The 25,668-nt window shown below is 73.9% G+C and carries 19 protein-coding genes and 3 pseudogenes; 9 read left to right on the forward strand and 13 right to left on the reverse strand.

The annotated features are described in order from the left end of the window. The 5 genes and pseudogenes from KHP12_RS16585 (at position 1) to KHP12_RS16600 (ending at position 2,906) form a co-directional block, all read left to right on the forward strand. Positions 1 to 807, forward strand: a complete 807-nt coding sequence (locus tag KHP12_RS16585) for a hypothetical protein (RefSeq protein ID WP_211833115.1) — start codon at positions 1 to 3, stop codon at positions 805 to 807. Between the two features lie 32 nt (positions 808 to 839). Further along, positions 840 to 1,469: pseudogene (locus KHP12_RS16590) on the forward strand (bifunctional 4-hydroxy-2-oxoglutarate aldolase/2-dehydro-3-deoxy-phosphogluconate aldolase). Continuing rightward, positions 1,466 to 1,726: pseudogene (locus KHP12_RS51110) on the forward strand (SMP-30/gluconolactonase/LRE family protein); the annotation flags it as partial. The pseudogenes KHP12_RS16590 and KHP12_RS51110, both read left to right, overlap by 4 nt. 38 nt (positions 1,727 to 1,764) lie before the next feature. Beyond that, a pseudogene (locus tag KHP12_RS16595) lies at positions 1,765 to 2,265 on the forward strand (PfkB family carbohydrate kinase); the annotation flags it as partial. A gap of 206 nt (positions 2,266 to 2,471) precedes the next feature. Then, entirely contained in the window at positions 2,472 to 2,906 is a 435-nt protein-coding gene (locus KHP12_RS16600) for an ATP-binding protein (RefSeq protein WP_086885423.1), read from the forward strand. A gap of 61 nt (positions 2,907 to 2,967) precedes the next feature. Here the strand turns inward: KHP12_RS16600 and argF are convergent, their stop codons facing one another. From argF to KHP12_RS16630, 6 genes are all read right to left on the reverse strand, one after another. Beyond that, positions 2,968 to 3,972 (reverse strand): ornithine carbamoyltransferase, encoded by a 1,005-nt coding sequence (gene argF / locus KHP12_RS16605; protein ID WP_086885422.1) that lies wholly within the window; start codon positions 3,970 to 3,972, stop codon positions 2,968 to 2,970. A gap of 182 nt (positions 3,973 to 4,154) precedes the next feature. Continuing rightward, positions 4,155 to 5,384: an arginine deiminase gene (locus KHP12_RS16610; RefSeq protein WP_037959055.1), complete on the reverse strand. Its 1,230-nt coding sequence runs from the start codon at positions 5,382 to 5,384 to the stop codon at positions 4,155 to 4,157. A 327-nt stretch (positions 5,385 to 5,711) separates the two neighbouring features. Further along, positions 5,712 to 6,512, reverse strand: coding sequence for a hypothetical protein (locus KHP12_RS16615; protein WP_086884164.1), 801 nt, complete (start codon positions 6,510 to 6,512; stop codon positions 5,712 to 5,714). A gap of 11 nt (positions 6,513 to 6,523) precedes the next feature. Then, positions 6,524 to 8,608, reverse strand: a complete 2,085-nt coding sequence (locus tag KHP12_RS16620) for a hypothetical protein (RefSeq protein WP_246648583.1) — start codon at positions 8,606 to 8,608, stop codon at positions 6,524 to 6,526. Between the two features lie 377 nt (positions 8,609 to 8,985). Continuing rightward, the gene (locus KHP12_RS16625) at positions 8,986 to 9,705 is read right to left on the reverse strand and encodes a Crp/Fnr family transcriptional regulator (RefSeq protein ID WP_086884163.1); all 720 of its coding nucleotides are present in this window, start codon (positions 9,703 to 9,705) and stop codon (positions 8,986 to 8,988) included. Positions 9,706 to 9,791: 86 nt separating this feature from the next. After that, positions 9,792 to 11,372 carry an MFS transporter gene (locus KHP12_RS16630; protein WP_211833117.1) on the reverse strand — a complete coding sequence of 527 codons (1,581 nt, stop codon included), beginning with the start codon at positions 11,370 to 11,372 and terminating at the stop codon, positions 9,792 to 9,794. Between the two features lie 54 nt (positions 11,373 to 11,426). Here KHP12_RS16630 and KHP12_RS16635 point away from each other — a divergent pair, with 54 nt between their 5' ends. Beyond that, positions 11,427 to 12,434 carry a GlxA family transcriptional regulator gene (locus tag KHP12_RS16635; RefSeq protein ID WP_246648589.1) on the forward strand — a complete coding sequence of 336 codons (1,008 nt, stop codon included), beginning with the start codon at positions 11,427 to 11,429 and terminating at the stop codon, positions 12,432 to 12,434. Between the two features lie 347 nt (positions 12,435 to 12,781). Here KHP12_RS16635 and KHP12_RS16640 read toward each other — a convergent pair whose 3' ends face one another. The 7 genes from KHP12_RS16640 to KHP12_RS16670 form a co-directional block, all read right to left on the reverse strand. After that, on the reverse strand, positions 12,782 to 15,400 hold the full coding sequence (locus KHP12_RS16640; RefSeq protein ID WP_211833118.1) for a polynucleotide kinase-phosphatase: 2,619 nt from the start codon (positions 15,398 to 15,400) through the stop codon (positions 12,782 to 12,784). Further along, the gene (locus tag KHP12_RS16645) at positions 15,397 to 17,088 is read right to left on the reverse strand and encodes a 3' terminal RNA ribose 2'-O-methyltransferase Hen1 (protein WP_211833119.1); all 1,692 of its coding nucleotides are present in this window, start codon (positions 17,086 to 17,088) and stop codon (positions 15,397 to 15,399) included. Before KHP12_RS16645 ends, KHP12_RS16640 begins: the two co-directional genes overlap by 4 nt. Positions 17,089 to 17,121: 33 nt before the next feature. Next, positions 17,122 to 18,048, reverse strand: a complete 927-nt coding sequence (mmuM, locus tag KHP12_RS16650; protein ID WP_086884218.1) for a homocysteine S-methyltransferase — start codon at positions 18,046 to 18,048, stop codon at positions 17,122 to 17,124. A gap of 23 nt (positions 18,049 to 18,071) precedes the next feature. Further along, the gene (locus KHP12_RS16655; RefSeq protein WP_086884217.1) at positions 18,072 to 18,995 is read right to left on the reverse strand and encodes an LLM class F420-dependent oxidoreductase; all 924 of its coding nucleotides are present in this window, start codon (positions 18,993 to 18,995) and stop codon (positions 18,072 to 18,074) included. Between the two features lie 18 nt (positions 18,996 to 19,013). After that, entirely contained in the window at positions 19,014 to 19,499 is a 486-nt protein-coding gene (locus tag KHP12_RS16660; protein ID WP_020867923.1) for a DUF6099 family protein, read from the reverse strand. Between the two features lie 377 nt (positions 19,500 to 19,876). Further along, positions 19,877 to 20,239, reverse strand: a complete 363-nt coding sequence (locus KHP12_RS16665; protein WP_051573834.1) for a nucleotide pyrophosphohydrolase — start codon at positions 20,237 to 20,239, stop codon at positions 19,877 to 19,879. Continuing rightward, positions 20,223 to 21,380: an AAA family ATPase gene (locus KHP12_RS16670; protein WP_211833120.1), complete on the reverse strand. Its 1,158-nt coding sequence runs from the start codon at positions 21,378 to 21,380 to the stop codon at positions 20,223 to 20,225. The genes KHP12_RS16665 and KHP12_RS16670 overlap by 17 nt, the downstream gene beginning before the upstream one ends. Positions 21,381 to 21,526: 146 nt before the next feature. Here KHP12_RS16670 and KHP12_RS16675 point away from each other — a divergent pair, with 146 nt between their 5' ends. From KHP12_RS16675 to KHP12_RS16685, 3 genes are all read left to right on the forward strand, one after another. Then, complete coding sequence (locus KHP12_RS16675; RefSeq protein WP_086886053.1) at positions 21,527 to 22,051, forward strand: hypothetical protein; 525 nt, start codon at positions 21,527 to 21,529, stop codon at positions 22,049 to 22,051. A 414-nt stretch (positions 22,052 to 22,465) separates the two neighbouring features. Further along, positions 22,466 to 24,625, forward strand: coding sequence for an MMPL family transporter (locus KHP12_RS16680; RefSeq protein WP_086886054.1), 2,160 nt, complete (start codon positions 22,466 to 22,468; stop codon positions 24,623 to 24,625). Beyond that, complete coding sequence (locus KHP12_RS16685) at positions 24,622 to 25,647, forward strand: hypothetical protein (RefSeq protein WP_372455200.1); 1,026 nt, start codon at positions 24,622 to 24,624, stop codon at positions 25,645 to 25,647. The genes KHP12_RS16680 and KHP12_RS16685 overlap by 4 nt, the downstream gene beginning before the upstream one ends. Positions 25,648 to 25,668: the final 21 nt, after the last annotated feature.

A 25,668-nucleotide genomic window follows, 5' to 3' on the forward strand; every position in this document is an offset into this window, starting at 1 on the left:
GTGCTGGAGATCGTCACCGACCCCGCGCACGGCGGCCGCTGGACCTCGCTCCGCGCGGACGGACACGAATGGCTGTGCACCGCCCGGATCCGGAGCGTGCGGGTGTCGCCCGGGGACGCCTTCGTGGACGCGGGCGGCCTGGAGGAGTGCGTCCCCACCGTCCGCGGCGCCCCCGACCACGGCGACGCCTGGGCGCGTCCGGGGCGGCGCGAGGGGGACGCGGACACCGTGCGCTGCGACCGGTTCGCGCTGACGCGCACGATCCGCGGCACGGCCGACGGCGCCGAGGCCGACTACGTCCTCCGCGCCGGGCCGGGCTTCCGCTTCATCTGGGCCGCCCACGCCCTGCTCGACCTGACCCCGCGCGCGACCCTGCGGCTGCGCGAGGGGGCGCGCACCCGGGTCTTCCCGGAGGCCGCGCCGCTGCTGGACCGGCCCTGGCCGGCCGGGGCGCCGTGGGTCGAGGGCGACTGGCCCGCGCCCCTGGGCCTGGCCCTCGACCGGTTCGGACCGGACGACGGCACCGCGGTCGGCGCGGTCGTGGACACCCCGCGCGCTTGCCTCCACGACGGTGCGCGGTGCCTGGCCCTCGCGCTCGAGGCCGACGGCCAGCCGCTGTCCGTCGCCGTATGGCGCAACCTCGGTGGCTTCCCCGCCGGAAACCCCTACCGCAGCACAGGAGTCGAGCCGATGCTCGGCCGCGCCTTCGACCTCGCCGACGCGGGACCCGCCGACGCCGCGTGGGTCCCCGCCTCGGGCGAGGTCCGCTGGCGGCTCACGCTCACCGCGACCCGCCGCTGCCCCTGAACCCGCCCCATCGCTGACGAGGAGTTCCGCCCGTGGACCTGCGAGCCGCCCTGGCCGCCCATAGGCTGGTCGCCATCGTGCGCGGCAGCGACCCCGAGGCCGCGCTGCGCACCGTACTGACCCTGGCCGACGAAGGCATCGAACTGATCGAGGTGTCGCTGACCACCGGGGACGCCCTGACCGTCATCGAGCGGGCCCGCAAGGCCCTCGGCCCCGGCCGCCCCCTCGGCGCGGGCACCGTGCTCACCGCCGACGACGCCCGCGCCGCCCACCGGGCGGGCGCCGACTTCGCCGTCACGCCCGGTCTGGGCGAGGGGATGTCCACCGCGCGCGAACTGGGCCTCCCGGTGCTGGCCGGGGTCATGACCCCGACCGAGGTGATCGGCGCACGCGCGCTCGGCGCCGAGGCGTTGAAGATCTTCCCGGCCGCCCAGGCGGGCGGGCCTGGCTATCTCAAGGCGCTGCGGGGGCCGTTCCCGGACGAGGTGTTCGTACCGGTCGGCGGCGTCGACGAGGCCGCGGCCCGCGCCTATCTGGCCGCCGGGGCGACCGCGGTCGATCGGCTCGCCCCTCATCGGCGACGCGCCGACGGCGGCGGTCAGGACGCCCTGCGCGCCCGCGCACGAGCCTTCCACGCCGCGGTCCGGGAGGCCGCCGCATGACCGAGGACCCGCGCCCCACCCGCCCCGACCGCCTCGGCCTGGGCGAGGGCATCCGCTGGACCGGCGAGACCCTGGTACTCGTCGACATCCTCGAGGGCCGTCTGCTGACGGCCCCCCAGGACCCCGCCGCGCCCTTGCGGACGCCGGCCGAGCTGCCCGTCCCGCTGGGCGCGGTGGCACCCGTGGCGGGCCGGCCCGCCACCTGGATCGCCGCCGCGGGCACCGGGATCTGTCTGCTCGGGCCGGACTCCACCACCACCTGGCTGGCGCGGCCCGAGGCGGCTGCCCGCCCCGCCCGGCGCATGAACGACGGCACGCCATCAGCTTCGACGTCAACCACCGCCCCGCGCTGTGGCCGGACGGCACGGCCGCCACGGTCCTGCGCGACCCGGCCGGCCGCGCCGGCATCGTCTTCGTCGGCCTCGACGAGGCGCGGCACCTGTGGGGAGCGGACCTCGACGCGGGCGGGGTACGCGAGCTGCTGCCGCGTCCGCGTCTGCTCGTCGTCAAGGACGGCGGGCGGGGGGCGACCGCCTTGGACGGCGACGGGCGGGTGGTCACGGTACCGGCCCCGCGCACGGAGGTGGTGGAGCCGGTCGGCGCGGGGGACGCCTTCGCCGCCGGTTTCCTGGCGGGGCTGCTACGCGGCGGGGCCCTGACCTCGGCGCTGCGGCTCGGCCACATCACGGCCGCGTCCGCGCTCGGGGTGACCGGGGATCACGGCCCGCTGCCGGACGCCGCCACGGTCGAGCGGCTGCTCGGGCTCACGGAACGGGCGTGGGCGGCGCCCGCCTGAAGCCCGCGCTGGAGCCGTGACGCGCCGCGCGCTGAGCCTCCCGCCGGACAACCGGCGCCGCCCATTTGCCTCGTATGGCGTGAATGCGCCTTTCAGTCCCTAGGTCCCGCCAAGAGTGGCCCACAGCCCCTTCCGCAACTATCGTCCGCTTCATACCGTCAAGGGCTGCGGTACTCCGCTTCACGCCGACCGACTGGACGCCTTCCGTGCCCGATCCCCCCCACGCCGCCACCTGGCGCTTCGCCCTGCCGCACACGACGGCCGCCGTACCGCTGGCGCGTGCGCTGATCCGGAACACCCTGGCCGACATCGGGGCGCCGGTGGACGGCGACACGGCGGAGCTGCTGACGGCCGAGCTGGTGGCCAACGCGGTGCGGCACACGACCGGCGACGAGCCGATAGAGCTGGTGGTGGAGCTGGTGCCGACCGGGGGCTGGCAGGTCGAGGTGCACGACCAGGACCCGAATCCGCCCGGCGGGCTGGACTCGCTGGGGCGCCCCGAGGGGCCCAGGATGCCCGAGCGCCTCGCCGAGGGCGGACGCGGTCTGCTGCTGATCCGGACCCTCAGCGCCGACGCGGGCTACCGGCCGACCCCCTACGGCAAGGCCGTCTGGTTCGTCCTCCCGCCCACGGAGGACTGAGGGCCGCCCACTCCGCCCGCCGATGACCGAGAGCAGCCGACCGGGAGCCGCCGGTCGAGTGCTACCGGGCGCCGAGCGTCGCGACCAGCACCGCCTTGATCGTGTGCATCCGGTTCTCCGCCTCGTCGAAGACGACGGAGTGCTCGGACTCGAAGACCTCGTCGGTGACCTCGAGCTCGGTCAGGCCGTGCCGCTCGTGGATCTCCCGGCCGACGTCGGTGCCCAGGTCGTGGAAGGCCGGCAGGCAGTGCAGGAACTTCACCGCGTCGTTGCCCGTGGCGCGCAGCACGTCCATCGTCACCGCGTACGGCCCGAGCAGCGCTATCCGCTCGTCCCAGACCTCCTTGGGCTCGCCCATGGACACCCACACATCGGTGGCGACGAAGTCCGCGCCGCGCACGCCCTCCTCGACGTTCTCGGTGAGCGAGATCCGGGCGCCGGAGGCGGTGGCGAGCTGCCGGGCCAGCTCCACGATGGTGTTGTCGGGCCACAGCAGGCTGGGCGCGACGATGCGGACGTCCATGCCCAGCAGGGCGCCGGTGACGAGGTAGGAGTTGCCCATGTTGTACCGGGCGTCGCCGAGGTAGGCGTAGGCCACCTGATCCAGCGGCTTGTCGCTGTGCTCGGTCATGGTCAGCACATCGGCGAGCATCTGGGTGGGGTGCCACTCGTCGGTGAGGCCGTTGTAGACGGGCACCCCGGCGTGGGCGGCGAGCTCCTCGACGACGCCCTGGCCATGGCCCCGGTACTCGATCGCGTCGTACATCCGGCCGAGCACCCGCGCGGTGTCCCGCACCGACTCCTTGTGACCGATCTGGGAGCCGACCGGATCGAGATAGGTCGTCGAGGCGCCCTGGTCGGCGGCGGCGACCTCGAAGGCGCAGCGGGTGCGGGTGGAGGTCTTCTCGAAGATCAGGGCGATGTTCCGGCCCCGCAGCCGCCGCTCCTCGGTTCCCGCGCGCTTGGCCGCCTTCAGCTCGGCGGCCAGGTCGATCAGGCGGCGGAACTCGTCGGCGGTGAAGTCCAGCTCCTTGAGGAAGTGGCGGCCGGTGAGGTCAATCGCCATAAGGGTGGCTCCTAGGTCACGGCGAACACGTGGCGGATCGGCGGCTACGGCGGGGTGCCGCGGCCCGGAACCATGGAAGCATATACGACGCTCTGCATATATGCGGAGAGGGGTGGGTGAATCCTGGCCTTACGGTTCGAGGGTGGATCCCGGCCCTGCGGTTCGAGGGCGAAACTCCGATGCTACGGCTCCACCGGGTCCCGCTCGACCGGACAGCTCATGCACCGCGGCCCGCCCCGGCCCCGGCCCAGCTCACTGCCCGGGATGTCGATGACCTCGATCCCGCACTTGCGCAGAAAGGTGTTGGTCGTCGCGTTCCGCTCGTAGGCGACCACCACGCCCGGCTCGACCGCGAGCACATTGCAGCCGTCGTCCCACTGCTCGCGCTCGGCCGCGTGGACGTCCTGGGTGGCGGTGAGCACGCGGATGGAGTCCAGGCCGAGGGCCGCGGCTATCGCGCGGTGCATATGCTCCGGCGGATGGTCCGTGACCTTGAGGTCCTGGCTGCCCGCGCCCGGCTCGATGGTGTACGAGCGGAGCATCCCCAGCCCCGCGTACTGGGTGAAGGTGTCCCCGTCCACCATGGTCATCACGGTGTCCAGGTGCATGAAGGCCCTCCCCTTGGGCATGTCGAGCGCCACGATCGTCCGGGCCGAACCCGCCTCGAAGAGCCGGTGGGCGATCATCTCCACCGCCTGCGGGGTGGTCCGCTCGCTCATCCCGATCAGCACCGCGCCCTTGCCGAGCACCAGCACATCGCCGCCCTCGATGGTCGAGGGGTACGCGGCCTGGCCCTCCGACCAGACGTGGAAGTCCTCCTTCGCGAAGAGCGGATGATGGCGGTAGACGGCCTCGTAGTGCACCGTCTCGTGCCAGCGGGCGGGCCAGCGCATCGCGTTGATCGACACCCCGTCGTACACCCACGCGGAGGCGTCCCGGGTGAAGAGATGGTTCGGCAACGGATTGACCAGGAAGTCATCGGGCTCCATGGCGTGGAAGCGGACGGAGACCGGCTCCGGGTACCGCTCCAGATACTCCCGCTTGGTCATGCCGCCGATCAGCGCCTCGGTCAGCTCCGGAGCGGTCAGCTCGTCGAAGGCGGCGCGCAGATGGTCGGTGGCCAGCGGCCCGTACTCCTTCTCGTCGAAGACCCGGTCCAGCACCAGCGCCCGCGCGTCCGGCAGGGTCAGGCTCTCGGTGAGCAGATCCCCGAAGAGATGCACCTCGACCCCGCGGTCCCGCAGCACATCGGCGAAGCCGTCGTGCTCCTGGCGGGCACGGCGCACCCACAGGACGTCGTCGAAGAGCAGGGCGTCCTTGTTGGTGGGGGTGAGCCGCTTGAGCTCCAGGTCGGGGCGGTGCAGTATGACGCGGCGCAGCCGCCCGGCCTCGGAGTCGACATGGAATCCCATGCCCCCATCTTCGCCGCTCGCGGCCCATTGTGAACGCTCCACGACACGGATCTCTCGATCTCTCGCGCCGAGCGCCTCCGGCGGAGAGGTGGGGGATCGCGCGCGCCGTGTGGGCCCCGGCGGGGGCGGGGGCCGGGTCCGCGCCGGGCGGCTGAGCGCTCCGCGGGAAGTGGCGCGAGGTGCGGTCGTTCATCCGCGGCCGCGTCGTGGCTGGTCGCCCACGCGGCGGAGCCGCATATCGAGACAGCCGCGGCGGAGCCGCACAACGACACAGCCCCGCGCCCCTTCGGGGCGCAACCGAACCGCACCGGACTTCAGCGAGGCCGCTTAGCCGGCCGCGATCACCACGATCAATACCAGCGCCACCGCGATGAGCCCCAGCAGGGCGGAGACCCACAGCTGGCCGGGTTTCAGATCGATGCGGCCGCCGTCCTCGGCGCCGCCGCGCCGCCCTCGCCGCCGCGCCGCGCGCCGGTCGGCGCGGGCCGCCGCCTCCTGGTGCTCCCCGCACTCCTCGGCCACGCCGCCGAACAGCGCCTTCCAGCCCTTCTCGCCGAACCCCGTGCTCTGCCGGGTGCCGACGATCCGGCGCACCACCTCGCGGCCCGTGCCGTCCCCGGCCGTCCACAGGCCGGGCAGGACGCAGGCCATCAGCTCCGGCACCGCGCCGCGCCGCGCGTACGGGCGGACCAGCCCCTCGTACAGCATCAGCGCGTTGCGCACCCGCAGCCTGCGGTCGGGGTCCGGGGCCGGTCCGCCCGCGCCGCCCGGGGCGCGGTGCGGCGGGTCGAGATAGAGCTGGGCGAGCAGCACCTTCTCGCAGACCGCGTCCGCCAGTTCCGGTCCGCGCTCGGGCGCGCGGCGCACCAGCTCGACCACGACGCGGGTGGCCCGCTCGGCGGGCAGCCCCTCGTCGAGCGCGCTCAGCAGCAGGCCGTCGTCGGCCTCCCGCAGCGCCGCGGACAGGGCGTCCCCGCCGTGGCGCAGCGCCTCGCGCAGCATCCGCGCCCCGGTGACCGAGATCCGGCGCGCCCCCGCGCTCGCCGGCCTCTCGTGGGCGTGGGCGTGGCCGTGGGTGGTCTCGTGGGTGATCTCCGTGCCTGTCGGGTCCTCTGTCTCTTTCACCATCGGCGTTCTCCTCACAGTGCCTCCAGCACCTCCCGTATCCGCGTGGCCGCCCCGGCGTCGAGCGGCTCGTCGCCGTCCTGCGCCAGCCGGGGCAGGAAGTCGCACAACACGGCCAGCTGCCGCGCATCCCCCGCCGCCCGCCGGATCCAGCCGACCAGCGCGTCCTCCGCCGCCCCCGCCGATCTGGCCCAGGTCAGCGCGGCCCGCAGCAGTTCGGCCAGCCGTGGCCCGCACTCCGGACGGGCCGCGAGCAGCGCCGTGGCCAGCGGCCAGGCGGCGTACGGCTCCAGCTCCGGCACCTCGCCAAGACCCCACAGATGCGAGGTGCGGGTGGTGACCGCGCGCAGCGTCGCGAGCAGCGCCAGGTCCCGTCGGGCCCGCCGGGTGTCGCGCAACCAGTGGGTGAGCGCGGCCAGTACGGTCTCCGGCTCGGCCCCGGCCAGCAGCCGCACCACGCTGTGGGAGGTGGTGCGACCGTCGTCGGCGCGGGCGAGCCGGCCGAGTTCCTCCAGGGACGCCGCGACCGAGCCCGCCGCCAGGCCGTAGCCGTGGGCGAGCGCGGCGGTCTCGCGCTCCCGTTCGTCGTCGCCGCGCGCCCATGCGTGCAGCAGCCCGTGCACGGCGGAGCGCACCTGCGGGGCGCGGGACGCCTCGGCGAGCGCGGTGGCCGCGGCCATCCGCTGCACCGGGCTGTCGGTGCGGGCCAGCGGCAGCGCCAGCTCGACCAGGCCGTAGAGATAGTCGCGGGCGCACAGCACGCCCGCGGCGACCGCCGCGCGCACCCACACCTGGGGGCGCGGGTCGTCGCACAGCGCGCGCAGCCAACGGGCCATCGGGCCGCGGAGGTTGTGGTGACCGTCCCAGGACTCGTGGAGCACGGCGGGCGCCAGCCGCCGCCCCTCGAACCACACCGCGCGCACGGGCACCGAGGCGTCCCCGAGGTCCTCCACCCCCTCGCCGTGGACCGCGCGCGCCGTGGCGAGGCAGGCCCCGGGGCGGGCGGAGAACAGCGGGCGGCCGGGCGCGTACTGCGGATCGAGCGTGACGGCCAGTTCCCAGGCCAGCAGCTCGGCGGCCTCCGCCATGACGCTGTGCGCCGAACCGTCGAAGACGGCCAGCGCGATCCGCAGCGCGGCGGCGCGCAGCGCGGGGAGCGCGGCGGGCAGGGTGCCGGGGTGCCCGGCCTCGAGGAACCACTCCCGGGCCTGATGCGGGGCGAACGACCGGCAGTGCTCCAGCAGCCGCTCGTCGGACAGCCGGCCCTCGGCGTGCGCGGCCAGCTGACCGGCCAGCCGGGCGGCCTCGCCGGGCCGCGGCTCGTCCAGGCCGAGTGCCTCGGTCAGCTCGGGGCGCCGGGCGGTGGCCCGCGCCGTCTCCAGCAGTCCGGCGGGGCGGTCGGCGAGCAGCTCGGTGAGGTGGCGGTCGAGGACGTCGGCGGCGGCCGGGGGCCGGTACGCCATGGCGTGGCGGCGGCCGCGCAGCAGCCGGTCGGCGGCCGGGCCGCCCGCGACCAGCACCACGCAGAACGCCTCGTGTGCGGCGAAGTGGGCGCGCAGCCGGTCCAGCAGGGGCTCGGCCGTGGATTCGGCCTGGTCGGCGGGGAGTTCGAGGAGATAGCCGTGGCCGCGCTCGGTCTTCTCCACGCCCTTCTCCACGCCGGGTGCCCCGTCCGGGCCGGTGTATCCGAGCCGGGAGACCCCGCCGCCGGTCAGCTCGGCCAGCTCGGCGAGGAGGGCGAGCCCGGTCCAGGCGCGGCCGGTGCCGGGTTCGCCGCACAGCGCCAGCAGGTGGGTGCGGCGCAGCTGGTCACGCATCGCGGCATGCTCGGGGACGGCCCGGTGGAGCCGGCGCAGCCGGGCCAACTCCTCGCGCGGCACCGGGCCTTCGGGCAGCGGGTACGGCGCCGGATCGGCGCACATCCGGGCGGGGCCGTAGGCGATGTGCAGATGGGCACGCGCCTCGCGCGCCGCACAGGCGCCGCCCGGCTGGCCCGCCCCGTCCAGCGGGCCGCCCTGGGGAATGTCCAGCCGTCGTCCGCGCGACGGTGCCGGGGCGCTCAGGTCGTCCGGCGCGGTTATGTCTTCCGGTGCGCTCATCGCCCGCCGTCCTTCATGCCGTGGCCCCCGTCTCGCGATGTGGTGGTGACGGGGTGCCGGTCAATGCCGGAAGCGGGCGGCGGGGCTCGTCCCCCGGCCCACCCCGCCGCCCTGCTCCGGTGCGGGGCGCTCGTGCCGTGTCCGGCAGGCCGTCACCGGACTGCGGCCGGGCCGTGCGCACCCCCGTCGCCCACGGCCCCGCGCCCTGTGCCGACTCCAGGGTCGCCGGGGGACGGCGGGACGGCTGTAGCCGTTTACACAGTCGCGTCACAACGCGGGGGAGTGCGCGCCCGCGCTCAGAGCCTGGGTCATATCCCCGGCCGGGCGTGCGACGCCTGGCGCGCACGCTGATCCGACCGGGGATATGACACAAGCTCTCAATCGCGGGGGCGCACCGGGATCTGCTCCCCCGTCGCGCGGCCCTCGGCCAGCAGCCGCAGCAGTCCGATGTCCATCACCTCGAAGCGGCGCGAGGCGGTCCGGACCACGCCCTGGCCGCGCAGCAGCCGCAGCGCCTTGGCGACCGCCTCCCGGGTCGAGCCCACGGCGGCCGCGATGTCGTGCTGGGGCATCTGGAGATCGATGGTGATGGTCCCGTCGGCGCCGGAGTGGCCGGTGCGCTCGGCGAGTTCCACGAGCCGGGCCGCCAGCCGCTGGAGCACCTTCTCCGAGGCGAGTGACCGCCGCTCCCCGTCGGAGCTGCGCAGCCGGGAGCTGAACTGACGCATGATCAGTACGGTCGCGACGGGACGCGCGGCCAGATAGGCCCGGAACCGGTCGCCGGAGACCACCACCGCCTCCATCCGGCCGAGCGCGGTGACGGTGGCGCTGCGCGAGCCGTGGTCCACCGCGGCCTGGTCGCCCACGACCTCGCCCGCCCCGCGCAGCGCCAGGATCAGCCGCACCCCGCGCTCGGTCTCCACCGAGACGGTGGCCCAGCCGGAGGTGATCGCCACGACGAAGGTCGTACGGTCGTGCTCGCGCAGCACGACCTCGCCGGGGGCGTAGGCGCGGGGGGTGCCGAGGGCGAGCAGCGCACGGCGGTCCTCGGCGGGGAGCGCGTGCAGGAAGGGCCGTCCGTCCTCGAAGAGACTCATCCGCCCTCCCCGCTCAGCTCGTCGTCGTCATTGCCTGCGGAGAATCCAGGGGCCGCTCAGCACGCTAGGCAGGTGGCACGGGCACGTCAATGGTGCCGTATCGGGTCCGTGCCGGATCCACGGTTCTCACCGGGTCCGGTACGCGTCTCCCCGGGCTCGGCACGAACGCGTGTGCGCAAGGCGGCGCCCGCGAGGGCCGCGAGTGCCGCGGTCAGCGCCGTGCAGACCCACCCGGCGCGCAGCGCGTCAAGACCCGGCCGTGCGGCGCCGCCGGTGATCACGACCAGCGCCGCGACGCCCAGGGCCGAGCCACCCTGCCGGGACATCATCAGCACCCCTGAGCCGAGGGAGAGCTGACGGGCCGGAAGCAGTCCGGCGGCCGCGAACATCACCGGCTGGTAGAGCCCCGCGCCGAGCCCGGTGAGCACCAGACCGGGCATGAACTCCACGGCGTAGTGCGCACCGTCGCCGCCCGCGAGGAGCAGCCACCACAGCGGTCCCGCGGCGAAGCACAGCCCGCCGACGATCGCCGCCGTCCGCTCCCCCAGCGCCCGTACGATCCGCCCCGACAGCATCGACACCACCAGGACGGTGAGCGGCCAGGGCGTGACGGCGAGGCCCGCACCGGCCGGGGACCAGCCCCACACCCCGGTGAACAGCAGGGTCGCGGCGAGGAGCGCGGAGCCGTAGGCGAGGAAGTAGCTGAGCAGTCCGAGCGCGGCGGCGGTGAAGGCACGGGTCCGGAACAGCGCGGGGTCCACCACCGGATCCGGATGGCGGCGTACGTGCGCCACGGCCAGCACGCCCACGACCAGGCCCGCGGCGAGGAAGCCGAGGGTGGCCGGGGCGCCGTGGCCCCAGTCGGCGGCCTCGACGCAGGCGGTGGTGAGGGACCCGGTGCCGAGGAGGACCAGCAGCGTGCCCAGCGGATCGAGGCGGCGGCGCTCACCGCGTACGGGCTCGGTGCGTGCGGGCCCGGTGCGCGGCAGCAGCCGCAGCCCGGCCACCCAGGCCAGCAGCACCACGGGCGGGTTGATGAGGAAGATCCAGCGCCAGTCGGAGGCGGCCAGCAGTCCGCCCGCCACCGGCCCCGAACTCGCCGCGACCGCGCTCACCGCCGTCCAGACGCCGACCGCCGTGGCCCGTTCGCGCGGCGGGAAGGCGGGCAGGGCGAGCGAGAGGGAGGTGGGCACCAGGACGGCCGCCGCCACGCCCTGCACCACGCGCGCCGCGATCAGCGTGCCGAGCCCGGGGGCGGCCCCGCAGGCGAGGGAGGCGAGCCCGAACAGCGCGATACCGGTCAGGAACGAGCGCCGCCCGCCGATCGCGTCGGCCAGCCGCCCGGCCGGGACCAGCAGCGCCGCGAGCACGATGGTGTAGGCGTTGAGCACCCAGGACAGGTCGGCGGTGGAGGCCGAGCGGAAGTCCGCGCCGATCGCGGGGAAGGCGATATTGACCGCGATCATGTCGAGCACGGCGAGGAACTGGGCCGCCGACGCGACGGCGAGGATCAGCCAGCGGCGGCGGCCGGGGGGCGCGTCGGGGGTGTCGGCCGTATCCGAAGTGTCGGCCGTATCCGAAGTGTCGGGGCCGGGGGCCGTATCCGGGGCGTCGGGGGCGGGGGCGGGCACACCGCTCCCCTGGGCCTTCGAGGAAGGGGTCGTCATGCCCGTCCAGCATCGGCCCCGGGGCACGGCGGAACGAGTGGCAGGAGTGACAGCATGCGCTACATTTCTGCCATGCGGTCCATCGCCCTCGCCGTCACCCCGGGCATGCCGATCTTCGATCTGGCGGTGCCCTGCCATGTCTTCGGCTCCGATCGCCCCGGACTCCCCGACCCCTGGTACGAGCTGCGGGTCTGTGCGATCGGGCCGGGCGGCGAGGGGGCCGGTGCACCGGTCGCCGCCCGCTCGTGGTTCGCCACCCATACCCCGTACGGCACCGAGGAGCTGATCGCTGCGGACACCGTGATCGTCCCGGCCTCGGCCGATGTGCGCGGCGATCCGCCCCAGGAGCTGATCGACGCGCTCCACGAGGCCCATCGGCGCGGCGCCCGCATCGTGTCGCTGTGCTCGGGCGCGTTCACCCTCGCCGCGACCGGACTGCTCGACGGTCGTACGGCGGCCACCCACTGGATGTACGCGGCGCTGTTCGCCGAGCGCTATCCGGCCGTACGGCTCGACCCGTCCGTGCTCTACGTCGACCACGGCGATGTGCTGACGGGGGCGGGGTCCACGGCGTGCATCGACGTCTGTCTGCATCTGGTGCGCGAGGACTACGGCACCGAGGCGGCGAACACCCTGGCCCGGCAGCTCGTCGCACCCGCCCACCGGCCGGGCGGCCAGGCCCAGTACATCGAGTCCCCGCTGCCGGAGCGCACCGACGACTCGCTCGCCCCGCTGCTGCACTGGGCCGCCGAGCGGCTGCACGAGCCGCTGACCGTGGCCGACCTGGCCCACCGCGCCCACACCAGCCCGCGCACCCTGGTCCGCCGCTTCCACGCCGCCACGGGCACGACGCCGCTGCGCTGGCTCCAGGGCCAGCGGATCGCGCGCGCCCGGGAGCTGCTGGAGGGCGGCGATCTGCCGGTGGACCGGATCGCGGAACTGTGCGGACTGGGCACGGCGGCCAACCTGCGCCGCCACTTCACCCGGGCGGTCGGGGTGCCCCCACACGACTACCGCCGCGCCTTCCGCGCCCGGGAGGCGCGGACGCCCTCGGCCGTCTGACGCGGGGCGCGCCGGGCCTCACCCCCGGCCCGCGTCCACCTCGGGCCACGGCCCTGGGCCCCGAGGCCATCTCGAGGCCCAGGGCCGTCGTCCCGGCCCCCGTCCCTCGCGCCCCCGGCCCGGGGCCGATCCGCGTCCGCGCTGAGGCCCGGGGCCGATCCGCGTCCGCGCTGCGGGCCGGGCCCGGGCCGCCAGGCTCTGGGCCCCGGGCTCTGGGCCCCGGGCTCTGGGCCCCGGGCTCTGGGCCCCGGGCTCTGGGGCGGAGCCCCAGTTGTGGGAAGGGGCGGGGAGGGGAACAGCCCGCCGCAGGCGTACGCGTACCGCCGGACACCCCCAGACCGCCGTCCCTACAACCGTGGGTCCACCGGCTCCGACTCCAGCGCGAGCACCGCGAAGACCGCCTCGTGGACGCGCCACAGGGGCTCGCCCTCCGCCAGCCGGTCCAGCGCCTCCAGGCCGAGCGCGTACTCGCGCAGGGCGAGTGAGCGCTTGTGACCCAGGTGGCGCTCGCGCAGGCGGGCCAGGTTCTCCGGGCGGGTGTACTCCGGGCCGTAGATGATGCGCAGATACTCGCGGCCCCGGCACTTCACGCCCGGCTGGACCAGTCGGCCGTCGCCCTTGCGGACGAAGCCCTGGAGCGGCTTGACCACCATGCCCTCGCCGCCCTCGGCCGTCAGCTCCAGCCACCACCGCACGCCATCGGCGACCGACGCCTCGTCCTCGGTGTCGACGATCAGCCGGCGGGTGGGGGTCAACAGCCGGGCGCCGTCGGCGGCCGGCTTCTCCGCCTCGATCATCCGGTCGATCAGGGCGAGCTGCTGGTCGTGCGGGAGCGCGGTGGCGAGGTTGCGACCCTGGACGGCCAGGATCTGGAACGGCGCCATCCGGATACCGTTCAGCCCGTCGACCGGCCAGCAGTAACGCCGGTAGGCATCGGTGAACGCGGCCGCGTCCGACGCCCGTTCACGCTGCTTGTCCAGCAGCGCGGACACCTCGACGCCGCGCGCCTCCGCGCCCTCCAGCGCCGCGAGGACGCCGGGGAGGACGGCACGCGAGGCGGCGCCCACCGCCGCGTACTGGTGGCGCAGCAGCCCCTCGGCCTTGAGCGACCACGGCATCAACTCGGCGTCCAGCAACAGCCAGTCGGTGTCCAGCTCCTGCCACAGCCCGGCCCGATCGAGGCAGTTGCCCAGCCCGCGCAGCACGGTCTCCGTGAGCTGGGCGTCGTCGAAGAACGGCCGTCCGGTACGGGTGTGGATCGCGCCGGAGACGCCGTCCGGCGTGCCGAACCGCTCCCGCGCGACATCCGCGTCACGGCACACCAGCGCCACCGCACGCGAGCCCATGTGCTTCTCCTCGCAGATCACCTGGCGCACCCCGTCCGCGCGGTAGGCGGCGAACGCCTCCGCCGGATGCTCGAGGAAGCCGCCGTCGGCGGCTCCGCCGCCGGTCCCCTCCTTGGAGGTGGCGGTCGGCGCCATGGTGGGCGGGAGATAGCCGAGCAGCCGGGGGGCGACCGCGAAACGGCTCATGACCTCCAGCGCCGCCGCCGCGTTCTCCTCCTTGACCGCGATCCGGCCCATGTGGCGGGTCTCGACGATACGGCGGCCCCGCACGTCGCCCAGGTCGAGCGGACGGCCGTCGGAGCCTCCGGGAGTCTCGGTGGTCAGCGGCTTGACCGGTTCGTACCAGACCCGCTCGGCCGGGACGTCCACCAGCTCGCGCTCCGGCCAGCGCAGCGCGGTCATCCGGCCGCCGAAGACACAGCCGGTGTCCAGGCAGATGGTGTTGTTGAGCCAGGAGGCGCGGGGGGTGGGGGTGTGGCCGTAGACGACGGCGGCGCGGCCGCGGTAGTCCTCGGCCCACGGATAGCGCACGGGCAGGCCGAACTCATCGGTCTCCCCGGTCGTCTCCCCGTACAGGGCGTGCGAACGGACCCGGCCGGACGTGCGGCCGTGGTACTTCTCGGGCAGCCCGGCGTGACACACCACCAGCGACCCGCCGTCCAGTACGTAGTGGCTGACCAGCGACTCGATGAAGTCCCGCGCCCGGTCGACGAAGGCCGGGTCCGCCCGGTGCTCCCGGTCCAGCTGCTCCACGGTCTCGGCGAGGCCATGGGTGACCCGCACCTTGCGCCCCTTGAGGTAGCGGGCGAGCTTGTTCTCGTGGTTGCCGGGCACGCACAGGGCCGCGCCGGAGGCGACCATGCCCATCACCAGGCGCAGCACCCCGGGGCTGTCGGGGCCGCGGTCGACGAGGTCGCCGACGAAGACCGCCGTACGGCCCTCGGGGTGGCCGGCGTCGACCGGGCGGCCGAGGTCGTCACGGCGCAGGGCGTAGCCCAGCTTGCCCAGCAGGGTCTCCAGCTCGGAGCGGCAGCCGTGGATGTCGCCGATGATGTCGAACGGGCCGGTGAGATGGCGCAGATCGTTGTAGCGGCGCTCGGTGGCGACCTGCGCGGCCTCGACCTCCTCGGCGCCGCGCAGGACGTGCACCTTGCGGAACCCCTCGCGCTCCAGGGACTTCAGCGAGCGGCGCAGCTCACGGCGCTGGCGGGGGATGACATGGCCGGGCATTCCGGCGCGGTCGGGGCGCTGGGTGTTGCGCCGGGCGCACTCGCCCTCGGGGACGTCGAGGACGATCGCCACGGGCAGGACGTCATGCTCCCGCGCGAGCGCGATCAGGCTGCGGCGGGACTCGCTGCGGACGTTGGTGGCGTCGATGACGGTCAGCCGTCCGGCCGCCAGCCGCTTGCCGACGATGTAGTGGAGCACGTCGAAGGCGTCGGGGGTGGCGCTCTGGTCGTTCTCGTCGTCGGCGACGAGCCCGCGGCAGACGTCGGAGGAGACGATCTGGGTGGGCAGGAAGTGGCGCCGGGCGAAGGTGGACTTGCCGGAGCCGGTGGTGCCGACGAGCACCACGAGGGACAGGTCGGGCACGCCGATGGTGCGCTTCTCCTCGGTCATGCCGCGGCCTCCTTCGTCGTGGTCGCCGTCGTGGTCGTCGTCATGGTCGCGTTGGTCGTGGCGGTCGCCGCGGCGGTGGGAGCCGTGCGTGTCGCGGTGGCCGCGGCGGTCGTATCAGCCGTGGCGGCCGCGGTGGCCGCGGCAGTCGTGGCGGTGCGGTCGCCGCTCCGGCTGTCCGTGCCGCCGTCGCCGCCCTTGGCGGCCACGCGGAAGAGCGCCAGCTGGGTGGGCGGGCCGACCTCGGGGTCCTCGAGGCCGACGGGGCGGAACTCCACCGCGTAGCCGTGCCGTTCGGCGACCTGCCCCGCCCAGGTCCGGAACTCCTCGCGGGTCCACTCGAAGCGGTGGTCGCCGTGGCGCATCCGCCCGGCGGGCAGGGTCTCCCAGCGCACGTTGTACTCCACGTTGGGCGTGGTCACCACGACGGCCTTGGGCCGTGCGGCGCCGAACACCACATGTTCAAGGGCGGGCAGCCGGGGCTGATCCACATGCTCGATCACCTCGCTGAGCACCGCCGCGTCATATCCGGCGAGCCGGGAGTCGGTGTAGGTGAGCGCGCCCTGGGTCAGCTTCAGCCGGGCCGACTGCCGCTCGGCCGCGCCCGTGTCGAAGCCGGGGCGGTCCAGCCGCAGCCTCCGCGCCGCCTCGTTGAGCGCGCGCATCGACACATCGACGCCCACGATCTCGGTGAACCGCGCCTCCTTCAGCAGCGCGCCCAGCAACTGGCCCCGGCCGCACCCCAGATCGAGCACCCGGGCCGCCCCGACCCCGCGCAGGGCGTCGAGTATCGCCTCCCGCCGCCGTACCGCCAGTGGCACCGGCCGCTCCTCGGAACCCTCCTCGCTCTCGTCCTCCTCCATCAGCTCGGCCGCCGCCGGTTCGCCGACGGCGTTGTCGATCTCCTCCGCCGCGGTGTCGTCGGCCTCGGCGAGCCGCGCCAGCTCCAGCCGCTCCAGCGCGCTGCGCGTCAGCGACCAGCGGCGGGCCAGATAGCGGTTGGTGATCAGCCGCTGCTCGGGGTGGCTCTCCAGCCAGCCCTCACCGGAGCGCAGCAGCTTGTCGACCTCGTCCGGGGCGACCCAGTAGTGCTTGGCGTCGTCGAGCACGGGCAGCAGCACATACAGATGGCGCAGGGCGTCGGCCAACCGCAGCTCGCCCTCCAGCACCAGCCGTACGTACCGCGACTCGCCCCATGCCGGGAACTCCTCGTCCAGCGCCACCGGCTCGGCCGTCACCGCCCAGCCCAGCGGCTCGAAGAGCCGCTCGACCAGGGCGGCGCCGCCGCGCGCGGGCAGCGCGGGCAGCTCGATCCGCAGCGGCAGCGCCCGCTCCGGCAGCTCGGGCCGGGCCTTGCACTGGCCCCGCAGAGCGCTGGAGAAGACCGCGCTCAGCGCGACGGCCAACAGGGAGGAGGCGGCATACGGGCGGTCGTTGACGTACTGCGCGAGCGCGGAGTCGGGGGCGCCGCCCCGGCCCTTGCCGCGGCCCCGCCGCACCAGCGCCACGGGGTCCACCTCCAACAGCAGCGCCGCGGTGCAGCGTTCGGCGGTCGCCTCGGGGTAGAGGACATGCGCGGTGCCGTAGGAGGTCGAGAACCGCTGCGCCTTGTCGGGATGCTTGTGCAGCAGAAACCCGAGGTCGGTCGCGGGGCGCTCGGCGGTGCCGGTGGTGGTTATCGTCAAGAACACCCGTCCGAGTATCGCCCGACGGCCCTCCCCCACCTAATGGTTTCTCACCACCGCCGCCAGCTCCGCGATCCGCTCCGGGCCCACCCGGCAGCAGCCGCCGATGAGCCGCGCCCCCGCGTCCCGCCATGCCTTCACCCGCCCCGGGTCGAAGGTCGCCCGGCCGCGCCAGCTCCGTGCCGTGGCATCCCACTCCTCTCCGCTGTTCGGATAGACCACCACCGGCTTGCCGGTGATGTCGGCCGCGATCTCCACGGCCCGGTCCGCGTCGCCCGGCTCACAGCAGTTGACGCCGACGGCGATCACCTGGTCGACCCCCGCGGCCAGGGCGAACGCGTCCCTCAGCGGCTGCCCGGCCCGGGTGGTCTCCCCCGCGATGCTGTAGGAGAGCCAGACCGGAACCCCGCATCCCTCGGCGGCGCTCAGCATCGCCGCGGCCTCATCGGCGTCCGGCACCGTCTCCAGCGCCAGCGCGTCGGGCCCGGCCGCGGCCAGGGCCTCGATCCTCGGCCGGTGGAACCGGGCCAGCTCGGCCACGCTCAGCCCGTACCGCCCGCGGTACTCGCTGCCGTCGGCCAGCATCGCCCCGTACGGGCCGACGGAGGCGGCGACCCACACCGGCCCCGCGCCCCGCTCGCCCCCTGCCGTCCGTTCGGCGGCCGTGCGCGCCAGCTCGACGCTGCGCCGCAGCAGCGCCGTGGCCTCCTCGCGGCCCACGCCCCGGTGGGCGAACCCCTCGTAGGTGGCCTGATAGCTGCCCGTGATGAGCACCCGCGCGCCCGCCCGGGCGTAGGCGGTGTGGGCCGCCTCGATTCGCCCCGGGTCGTCGGCCAGCAGCCGGGCCGACCACAGCTCGTCGGAGAGATCACAGCCCTGTGCCTCCAACTGGTTGGAGAGACCGCCGTCGAGGACGAGCGGTCCGCGCTCCAGCGCGGCGGCCAGGGAGGTGGGGGTTACGGACATCACGGGTGCTCCTGGTGGTGCGCTCAGCCCAGCTGGGCCTGGACCTGCGAGGAAATCAGCTCCAGGTGGTCGAGGTCGTTCAGGTCCAGCATCTGGAGGTAGAGCCGGGAGGCGCCCGCCTCCGCATAGCGGCCGATCTTCTCGACCACCTCGGCCGGGGAGCCCGCCAGACCGTTCTCCTTCAGCTCCCCGACCTCGCGGCCGATCGCCGCGGCCCGCCGGGCGACCTCGGCGTCGTCCTTGCCCACGCACACCACCAGCGCGTTCGAGTACACCAGGTCGTCGCCCTTGCGGCCGGCGGCCTCGGCCGCCTCCCGCACCCGGCCGAACTGGTGCTCGCTGTCCTCGGGCGAGGCGAACGGCATATTGAACTCATCCGCGTACCGAGCGGCCAGCCGCGGGGTGCGGGTGGCCCCCAGGCCGCCGATCAGCACCGGCACCTTGCTCTGCGCGGGCTTGGGCAGCCCCGGGGAGTCCACCAGCTGGTAGTGGGCACCGTCATGGCCGAAGGTCTCGCCGACCGGGGTCTGCCACAGCCCGGTGACGATGGCCAGCTGCTCCTCCAGCCGGGCGAACTTCTCCTTCGGGAAGGGGATCCCATAGGCCCGGTGCTCCTCCTCGAACCAGCCCGCGCCCAGGCCCAGCTCGACTCGTCCGCCCGACATCTGGTCGACCTGCGCGACCTGGATCGCCAGCACACCGGGCAGCCGGAAGGTGGCGGCGGTCATCAGGGTGCCCAGCCGGATCCGCCGGGTCTCGCGGGCCAGCCCGGCCAGGGTGATCCAGGCGTCGGTGGGGCCAGGGAGGCCGTCCACGTCTCCCATGTGGAGGTAGTGGTCGGACCGGAAGAAGGCGTCGAATCCGAGGTCCTCGGTGGCCTTGGCGACGGTGAGCAGCGTGTCGTAGGTCGCCCCCTGCTGGGGCTCGGTGAAGATGCGAAGATCCATGGCACCCATCCTGCCTCGTCACGCCGCACCGCCCCACTCCCCACCCCACTCGCGGAAGGTGAGGTGCCTGAGCATGCCGTGCACCCGGTCCCGGGCCTCGTCCGCCGCGTCGATCGCCTCCACGCACTGCCAGTACAGCGCCTCCTCCTCGGTATTGGAGGCGACTCCGACCAGCGCGAAGCCCGCCTCCGCCAGCAGCTCCCCCAGCGCCAGCAGCACCTCCCTCGGATCGCGCACCTCCGAGAGCTGGGCGGCCCGTAAACCGCCGCCGCGCAATGTGGGGTGGTGCAGCGCCGGGTGGAACAGGGCGCCGCGCGCCCGCCCGCCCGCCTCGCACAGACCGCGCGCCTCCGCTCGCGCGGCCGCCGGGCCGCTCACCACGAAATATCCGCCGACCGCTTCGGCCAGCGCTTGAACCTGCCAGGCTTCGGCCACGATGTCGTGCACGCTCCCGGCCTTCGCCAGGGCGTGCCGGGTGACACCGATCAGCCGCATCGCGTCCATTCCCCGCACCCCTCTCAACGGACTTCCGAGCCCGTCACTCCTCCACTACCCAGAGTGATGACTAACAGGCCGAAAAGCTAGGGGAATTCAGGAATCTGTTGACAACAGTTGCGGTGTGGATAACTTCTTCACCACGGAGAGTGACGGATCAAGGGGTCGGAGCCCCGCGAGGCACCGGAGATCACGGTTCACCGCCACAGCCCCCGTTCACCGTCATAGATCCCTGTTCACCGCGAGATCACCCATTCACCGCCAAAGCCCCCGTTCGCGGCCAGACCCGTCGGCGCCGCGCCCCGCACGGCTACGCGCCCCACACCCGTACGCGCTCAACGCCCCTACGCGCCCCGCACCCGTACGCGCTCGACGCCCGTACGCCGTCAGCGCGCCCCGTTCACCGGAAACCGCGTCTCGTTCCGGTCGATCTTCGCCGAGAGCGCCGCGAGCGCGTCGATCCCCAGCACCTCGCAGAACTGGAGCAGATACGCCAGCACATCGGCGACCTCGTCCTCGACCCGGCCCGCCCTCCCCTCGTCCTCCATCACCCGCGCCGACTGCTCAGGCGTCAGCCACTGGAAGATCTCCACCAGCTCCGACGCCTCGACGCTCAGCGCCGCCGCGAGGTTCTTGGGGGTGTGGTACTGCTGCCAGTCGCGCGCCGCCGCGAAGGCGGCCAGCCTGCGCTGAAGCACCGCCACGTCCAGGCCGTCGGTTCGTCGCTCGCTCTCATGGGACTCGCTCACGCCCCAGGTTTACCACCGTGACGGGGGCGTCCCCGACCGCCCCCGTCACGTCCCCCACCGTCCCCACGAGCCGGATGTGCCCCCGTGCGCACATCCGGGCCGCCACCCCCAGGAGCTCCCGCGCCTGCCGCCGGTCCAGACACCGGTCGAAACCGTCGGCCAGCACGGTCAGCACCTGCCGCGCGGGGAGCACATCGGCCGCCGGGTCCACGGCCAGCACACCGGGCCCGGTCAGCAGCACCAGCGCGAGCGCGAGATACCGCAGCTCGCCGTCGCCGAGGCGCTCCACGGGCATCGCGCCGAGCTCCCCCTGCTCGACGAGGGCTCGCACCACCCCGTCCGCCCGCCCCTCCGTGACCAGCCCCTCGACCGGCCCGGCGCACCCCGCCCGGACCGCCGCGACCAGCGCCGCGTGCCGCGAGCCGCACTCCCGGCTGGTCCGCCGCAGCACCGCCGCCAGGTTCTCGCAGCCGCCGCGCAGCCGCCCGTCCCTCGGCGCCGCCGGCGCCCGCATCCGGTCCGGCCGCGGATCGCAGGGGAAGACCGAGCGCAGCGCGATGACCACCTGCTCGGCGGCGGCGAGCGCCAGCCGCTGCCCCTCCGTCGTGCCCGCGACCCGCAGCGGCAGCAGCGAGGTCGCCAGCCGGTCGTCGGGCAGCGGGGCGCGGGTCACCGCGACCGCGCCCGCCGTGTGCCAGGCGGCCTGGACACAGCGCCGCCCCGGGTCGCGCAGCGCCGTCTCCAGCAGGGTCTCCCCCGCCCCCGTCATCCGCTCGCCCACGATGCGCAGTTCGGGCTCGGCCTGTACGGCGACATCGACCCGTACCGGCCCGACCGGGCCGTCCACGGTGCAGCCGATGCGGAAGCCGCGCCGCCCCTGCCGGTCCGGCCGCGCCCGGCGCGGGATGTACGCGGCCGGATCGCGGAACACCTCCGCGAGCCGGGCGCCGCCCGCGAGCCGCGCGAGCGCCGCGTACGCCTCCAGCACCCCGGACTTGCCGCTGCCGCTCGGACCGGAGATCAAGGTCAGCGGTCCCAGCCGGAACGCGGCACGGCGGTGGCTCTTGAAGGCCGACAGCCTCAACTCGGAGACGATGGGCCGCAGTTCGGTCCTTGCGGGCAGCAGCCCGGATGCGCTCATGCTCCGGAACATATCGGTGGCACATACCGCCGAACCGTTACTCCTTCCGTATCTTCCTACCATCGGGGGATAGCCGCCGTGGCTGATGATGACCAAGGGACAGCGGATGTTCAGCGCTCGAGGAATTGAGGACGGTACGGGGGCCCATGGCTGACAGCACGTTCTGGATCGCGGCCCTCACCGGTGGCACCGCCGTCCTCGCCAGCTGGGTCACCAGCCGCGGCAACACCCGGGCCGCCCGGATCCAGGCGGACACCGCGGCGCTCGCCCAGCGCGCGGAGCGGCTGCGCGACAGCAGGCGCACCGCGTATCTCGATCTGATCGAACAGACCCACAGCATCGGCGAGTTGTACTGGGAGGTCGCCGCCGTCGAGCGCACCGGCGCGGCGGAACGCCGCCTCGCCCTCCTGGACGAGCTGGCCGAGCGGGAGCGCGACGAGTACGGCAAGATGCGCCGCTGTGTGCGCGTCGTCGAGCTGGAGGGCCCGCCCGCCGCGGCCACCGCGGCGAACGCGTTGCAGAAGGCCACCGGCCCGTTCCACCGCGCCCTGGGCGCGATGCGCTCCGGCGAGCCGGAGGCGGGGCAGCGCTTTCACGCCGCGTTCAGACCGTTCTGGCAGGCCCTGACGGACTTCGTGGACGCCGCGAAGACGGCCCTCCAGGAGGTCTAGCGGGGCGTCCCGACAGGCCCTTCAGGAGGTCTGGCGGGGCGCCCTGACCAGGCGTGGCGGGACGGCCCGACGGGGCATGACGAGGCGTATGGGACGCGTTGTCAGGAAGCGGACGGGACGGGCGGGAACGCGTCCGCGAGAAGCCGCCGGACGCACCGATTTTGTCAACTACATGTCAGTCCGGCCCACTTCACGGCCCGCCCGCACCGCGGCCCCTGAAACTCGGACGGTGGCCGTCGGCCCGGGGCCCGAGGGGTGCCATCAGCACGGATGCTGAGACGTGGATCGCTTCCCTAAACCCTTTGGCGGAGCCGCCCTCACCCCCCAGGCCGATTTCCACGAGGACACGTGGTGCGGCCCGAACGGCTGTCCTAGCGTGCCTCTTACTGGAACCTTAACTCCCTAAGGAGCGTCATGTTCGGGCGAATAGGACGGTTCGCCGTCAACCGTCCATGGCTGATCGTCGCGATGTGGGTCATCGCGGCGGTCGGCCTGGCCATCCTTGCCCCACCGCTGAAGTCCAGCTCCGACCAAGCTGACTTCCTGCCCTCGCACTACGAGTCGGTGCGGGTGACCAAGCTCCAGGAGCACGCGTTCCCGCAGCAGGAGAGCGCGGCCGCCATCCTGGTCTACCAGCGGTCGGACGGCGGAAAGCTCTCCGAGGCCGACAAGGCCGCCGTCATCAAGGCGACCAAGGGGTTCCAGGACAAGAAGTACAAGACCTTCAAGTCCGTGGTGACCACACCCCAGGCCGTCTCCAAAGACGGCAAGATGGCGCTGGGCAACATCTACTCGACCAAGAAGAACCTCTACGACGAGGACACCCAGCAGTCGATCAAGGATCTGCGCGCGGACCGCGACAAGCTGCTGAAGGGCACCTCGCTGAAGGTCGATGTGGCCGGTCCCGCGGCCTCGGGGCTCGATTCCGCCGAGTCCGAGGGTGACACCGACGCCATGATCATGATGGCCACCCTGGTCCTGATCATCGTGCTGCTCGGCGCCATCTTCCGCAGTCCGCTCATCGCGCTGATGCCCGTGCTGATGATCCTGGTGATGTTCATCATGGCCCAGGGTCTGATCGGCACCGCCAGCGACTGGTTCGGACTCGAGGCCGACAGCAGCGTCTCCGCGATCCTGATCGTGGTGCTGTTCGGCGTCGGCACGGACTACATGCTGTTCCTGCTGTTCCGCTACCGCGAAAACCTCCGCCAGGGCCAGGAGCCCAAGGAGGCCTTGATCCAGGCGGTCACCCGGGTCGGCGAGACCATCGCCTCGGCGGCCGGCGCGGTCATCGTGGCGTTCCTCGCCCTGACGCTGTCGACGATGGGCAGCATGCGCGCCATGGGGCCCTCGCTGGCGATCTCCGTCGCGGTGACCCTGGTGGCGGCCCTCACCCTGGTGCCCGCGGTGTTCTCGCTGCTGGGAACCAAGGCGTTCTGGCCGTCCAAGGCGTGGAAGCAGTCGCCCCGCAACCGGCTCGCCAAGGGCACCGGCTCCCTGGTCTCGCGCCGTCCCGGGCTGATCGCCACGGTGTCCGCCTGTGTGCTGGCGGCGCTCGCGGTGGGCGCGTTCGGCTTCAAGGCCGAGTTCGACACCGACAGCTCGCTGCCGAAGGACCTGGAGTCCGTCAAGGCCATGGCGGAGCTCCAGAAGAGCTTCTCGGCCGGTGAGTCCGACCCGAGCCTGGTGTACGTCCAGTCCAAGGACGGCGCCAAGCTGGACGCCGCGGCGCTGACCGGGTTCCGGAAGAAGCTGGAGGGGGTCGAGGGCGTCGGTGAGGTCTCCCCCGCCGTGCCCAACCCCAAGGGCGACGTGGCCCAGTTCAGCGTCGTGCTGAAGTACCGGCCCGCCTCCGAGAAGGCCATCGAGCTGGTGGCCGGGGACCTGCGGGACACCGCGCACAGCTCCGCGCCCCAGGGCAGCGAGGCCCTGGTGGGCGGAACGACCGCGGTGCTGGGCGATATCGAGGACGCGGTCAACCACGACTACCGGCTGGTGTTCCCGGTCGCGGGCGTGGCCATCATGCTGATCCTCGGCCTGCTGCTGCGCAGCGTGGTGGCACCGCTGTACCTGATGCTCGCCGTGGGCCTCGGCTTCGCCGCGACCCTGGGCTCGACGGTCTGGCTGTTCCAGGACATCAGGGGCGAGCACGGCCTGCTCTTCATGCTGCCGATCGTGGTCTATCTGTTCGTGGTGGCGATCGGCACGGACTACAACATCCTGATGGTGGCCCGATTGCGGGAGGAGGTCGGGAAGGGCAAGTCCCCGGCCGAGGCGGCCCGGCTCGCGGTGGCCCAGTCGGCACCGACGATCGGTTCGGCCGCCATCATCCTGGCGGGCACCTTCGGTGTGCTGATGCTGGCAAGCAACACCATGCTCCAGCAGATGGGCTTCGCCGTCGCCTTCGGCATCCTGCTCACCGCCTTCATCATGGCGCTGCTGCTGGTGCCGACGGTGACCGCGATGCTCGGCTCCAAGGCGTGGTGGCCCAACCACCGCTTCGACTCCCCGCACGCCTCCGGTGGCCCGGGGCGGGCCGAGGAGACCGACACCGCGGAGACCGTACGGGTGTGATCCGCGGCTTACGCGGCCGCCGAAACGCCGTGGTGGCCCTTCGCGACACGGTCGCGGAGGGCCACCGGGCGGACCGGTGGGACCGGATGGGTCGGCTGGCCGCGTACGGGGGCTCCGCCGCCATGGCCCCCTACGCCGTGATCAAGGTGTCGTGGGTGGTCGGCTCACTGCTCGGACTCGCGCCCGTCGGGGCCGGGTTCGGGCTCGCCGAATGGGTGGTGCTCAACACCGTCACGGTGGGCATGGCGGTCATCGGGATCGCTCTCGGACTGGCCCTGGCCAGGCCGTGGGGGATGCGGCTGCCCGGGGTGCCGCTGCTCTTCTGCGCGTGGGTCGGCGCGGGGTTCCTGGTGTCGATGCTGCCGTACGCGGTGGCCGACTCACTGCTGTCGCAGCCGGACACCTCCGGGTCCGGGTCCGGTGGCGACAGCGACCCGCGGATGCCCGGCTGGGAGGCCGCCCTGATCCAGTTCGGCTTCATCGGCATGGGCCTGGGCCTCACCCTCGCACTCCCCGCCTATCTGCGCAGGCGCTGGCCGGAGGCGTTCACCGGCCGGGCCGGCCCTCCCTCGCCGCTCGGCCGGGCGGCCGTGGCGCTCGGCGCCGCCGTCGGCCTGATGTGGCTGTACTGGTCGGCGGGCGGCACCGCGGGCCTCGCCCACCCCGACGAGGGCCGCACCCCCTGGCGCCTGCTGTGCGGGATCTGCGGCACCTGGGCACTGGTCGCCGCGTTCGCCGTCGCCCGCCCGGGCCGCGAGCGCCCCGGCCGGCTCCCCCGCTGGCTGCCGTCGGTCCTCGGCTGGCTCGGCTCCGGCTCGCTCTTCGCGTGGAGCGGCTGGAAACTGCCCTTCACCCTGTACGTGGCGATCGCCTCGCCCCCCGACGTCGTCCTCCCGGAGCGGCTGGGCCTCGCGATCACCCTCCACCTGTGCGCCGTCCTGACGGGCGGCACCATGATGTGGACCCTCACCCGCACCCCGTCCCGGACCGCCCCGGGCGTGGCCCCGGCCCCGCCCACCTGACGCCGCCCGACGCAGGCGGCC

Source organism: Streptomyces asiaticus (assembly GCF_018138715.1).
Lineage (GTDB): Bacteria > Actinomycetota > Actinomycetes > Streptomycetales > Streptomycetaceae > Streptomyces > Streptomyces asiaticus.

What these genes read in the sequence shown, in the direction of transcription:
- KHP12_RS16680 (WP_086886054.1), top strand. Translation starts at nt 22,466, where the DNA reads ATGTTCGGGCGAATAGGACGGTTCGCCGTCAACCGTCCATGGCTGATC.
- KHP12_RS16610 (WP_037959055.1), bottom strand. Translation starts at nt 5,384, where the DNA reads ATGGGATTCCATGTCGACTCCGAGGCCGGGCGGCTGCGCCGCGTCATA.
- KHP12_RS16640 (WP_211833118.1), bottom strand. Translation starts at nt 15,400, where the DNA reads ATGACCGAGGAGAAGCGCACCATCGGCGTGCCCGACCTGTCCCTCGTG.
- KHP12_RS16615 (WP_086884164.1), bottom strand. Translation starts at nt 6,512, where the DNA reads ATGGTGAAAGAGACAGAGGACCCGACAGGCACGGAGATCACCCACGAG.
- KHP12_RS16655 (WP_086884217.1), bottom strand. Translation starts at nt 18,995, where the DNA reads ATGGATCTTCGCATCTTCACCGAGCCCCAGCAGGGGGCGACCTACGAC.
- mmuM (WP_086884218.1), bottom strand. Translation starts at nt 18,048, where the DNA reads ATGTCCGTAACCCCCACCTCCCTGGCCGCCGCGCTGGAGCGCGGACCG.
- KHP12_RS16625 (WP_086884163.1), bottom strand. Translation starts at nt 9,705, where the DNA reads ATGAGTCTCTTCGAGGACGGACGGCCCTTCCTGCACGCGCTCCCCGCC.
- argF (WP_086885422.1), bottom strand. Translation starts at nt 3,972, where the DNA reads ATGGCGATTGACCTCACCGGCCGCCACTTCCTCAAGGAGCTGGACTTC.
- KHP12_RS16670 (WP_211833120.1), bottom strand. Translation starts at nt 21,380, where the DNA reads ATGAGCGCATCCGGGCTGCTGCCCGCAAGGACCGAACTGCGGCCCATC.
- KHP12_RS16620 (WP_246648583.1), bottom strand. Translation starts at nt 8,608, where the DNA reads ATGAGCGCACCGGAAGACATAACCGCGCCGGACGACCTGAGCGCCCCG.
- KHP12_RS16635 (WP_246648589.1), top strand. Translation starts at nt 11,427, where the DNA reads ATGCGCTACATTTCTGCCATGCGGTCCATCGCCCTCGCCGTCACCCCG.
- KHP12_RS16630 (WP_211833117.1), bottom strand. Translation starts at nt 11,372, where the DNA reads ATGACGACCCCTTCCTCGAAGGCCCAGGGGAGCGGTGTGCCCGCCCCC.
- KHP12_RS16660 (WP_020867923.1), bottom strand. Translation starts at nt 19,499, where the DNA reads ATGGACGCGATGCGGCTGATCGGTGTCACCCGGCACGCCCTGGCGAAG.
- KHP12_RS16675 (WP_086886053.1), top strand. Translation starts at nt 21,527, where the DNA reads ATGGCTGACAGCACGTTCTGGATCGCGGCCCTCACCGGTGGCACCGCC.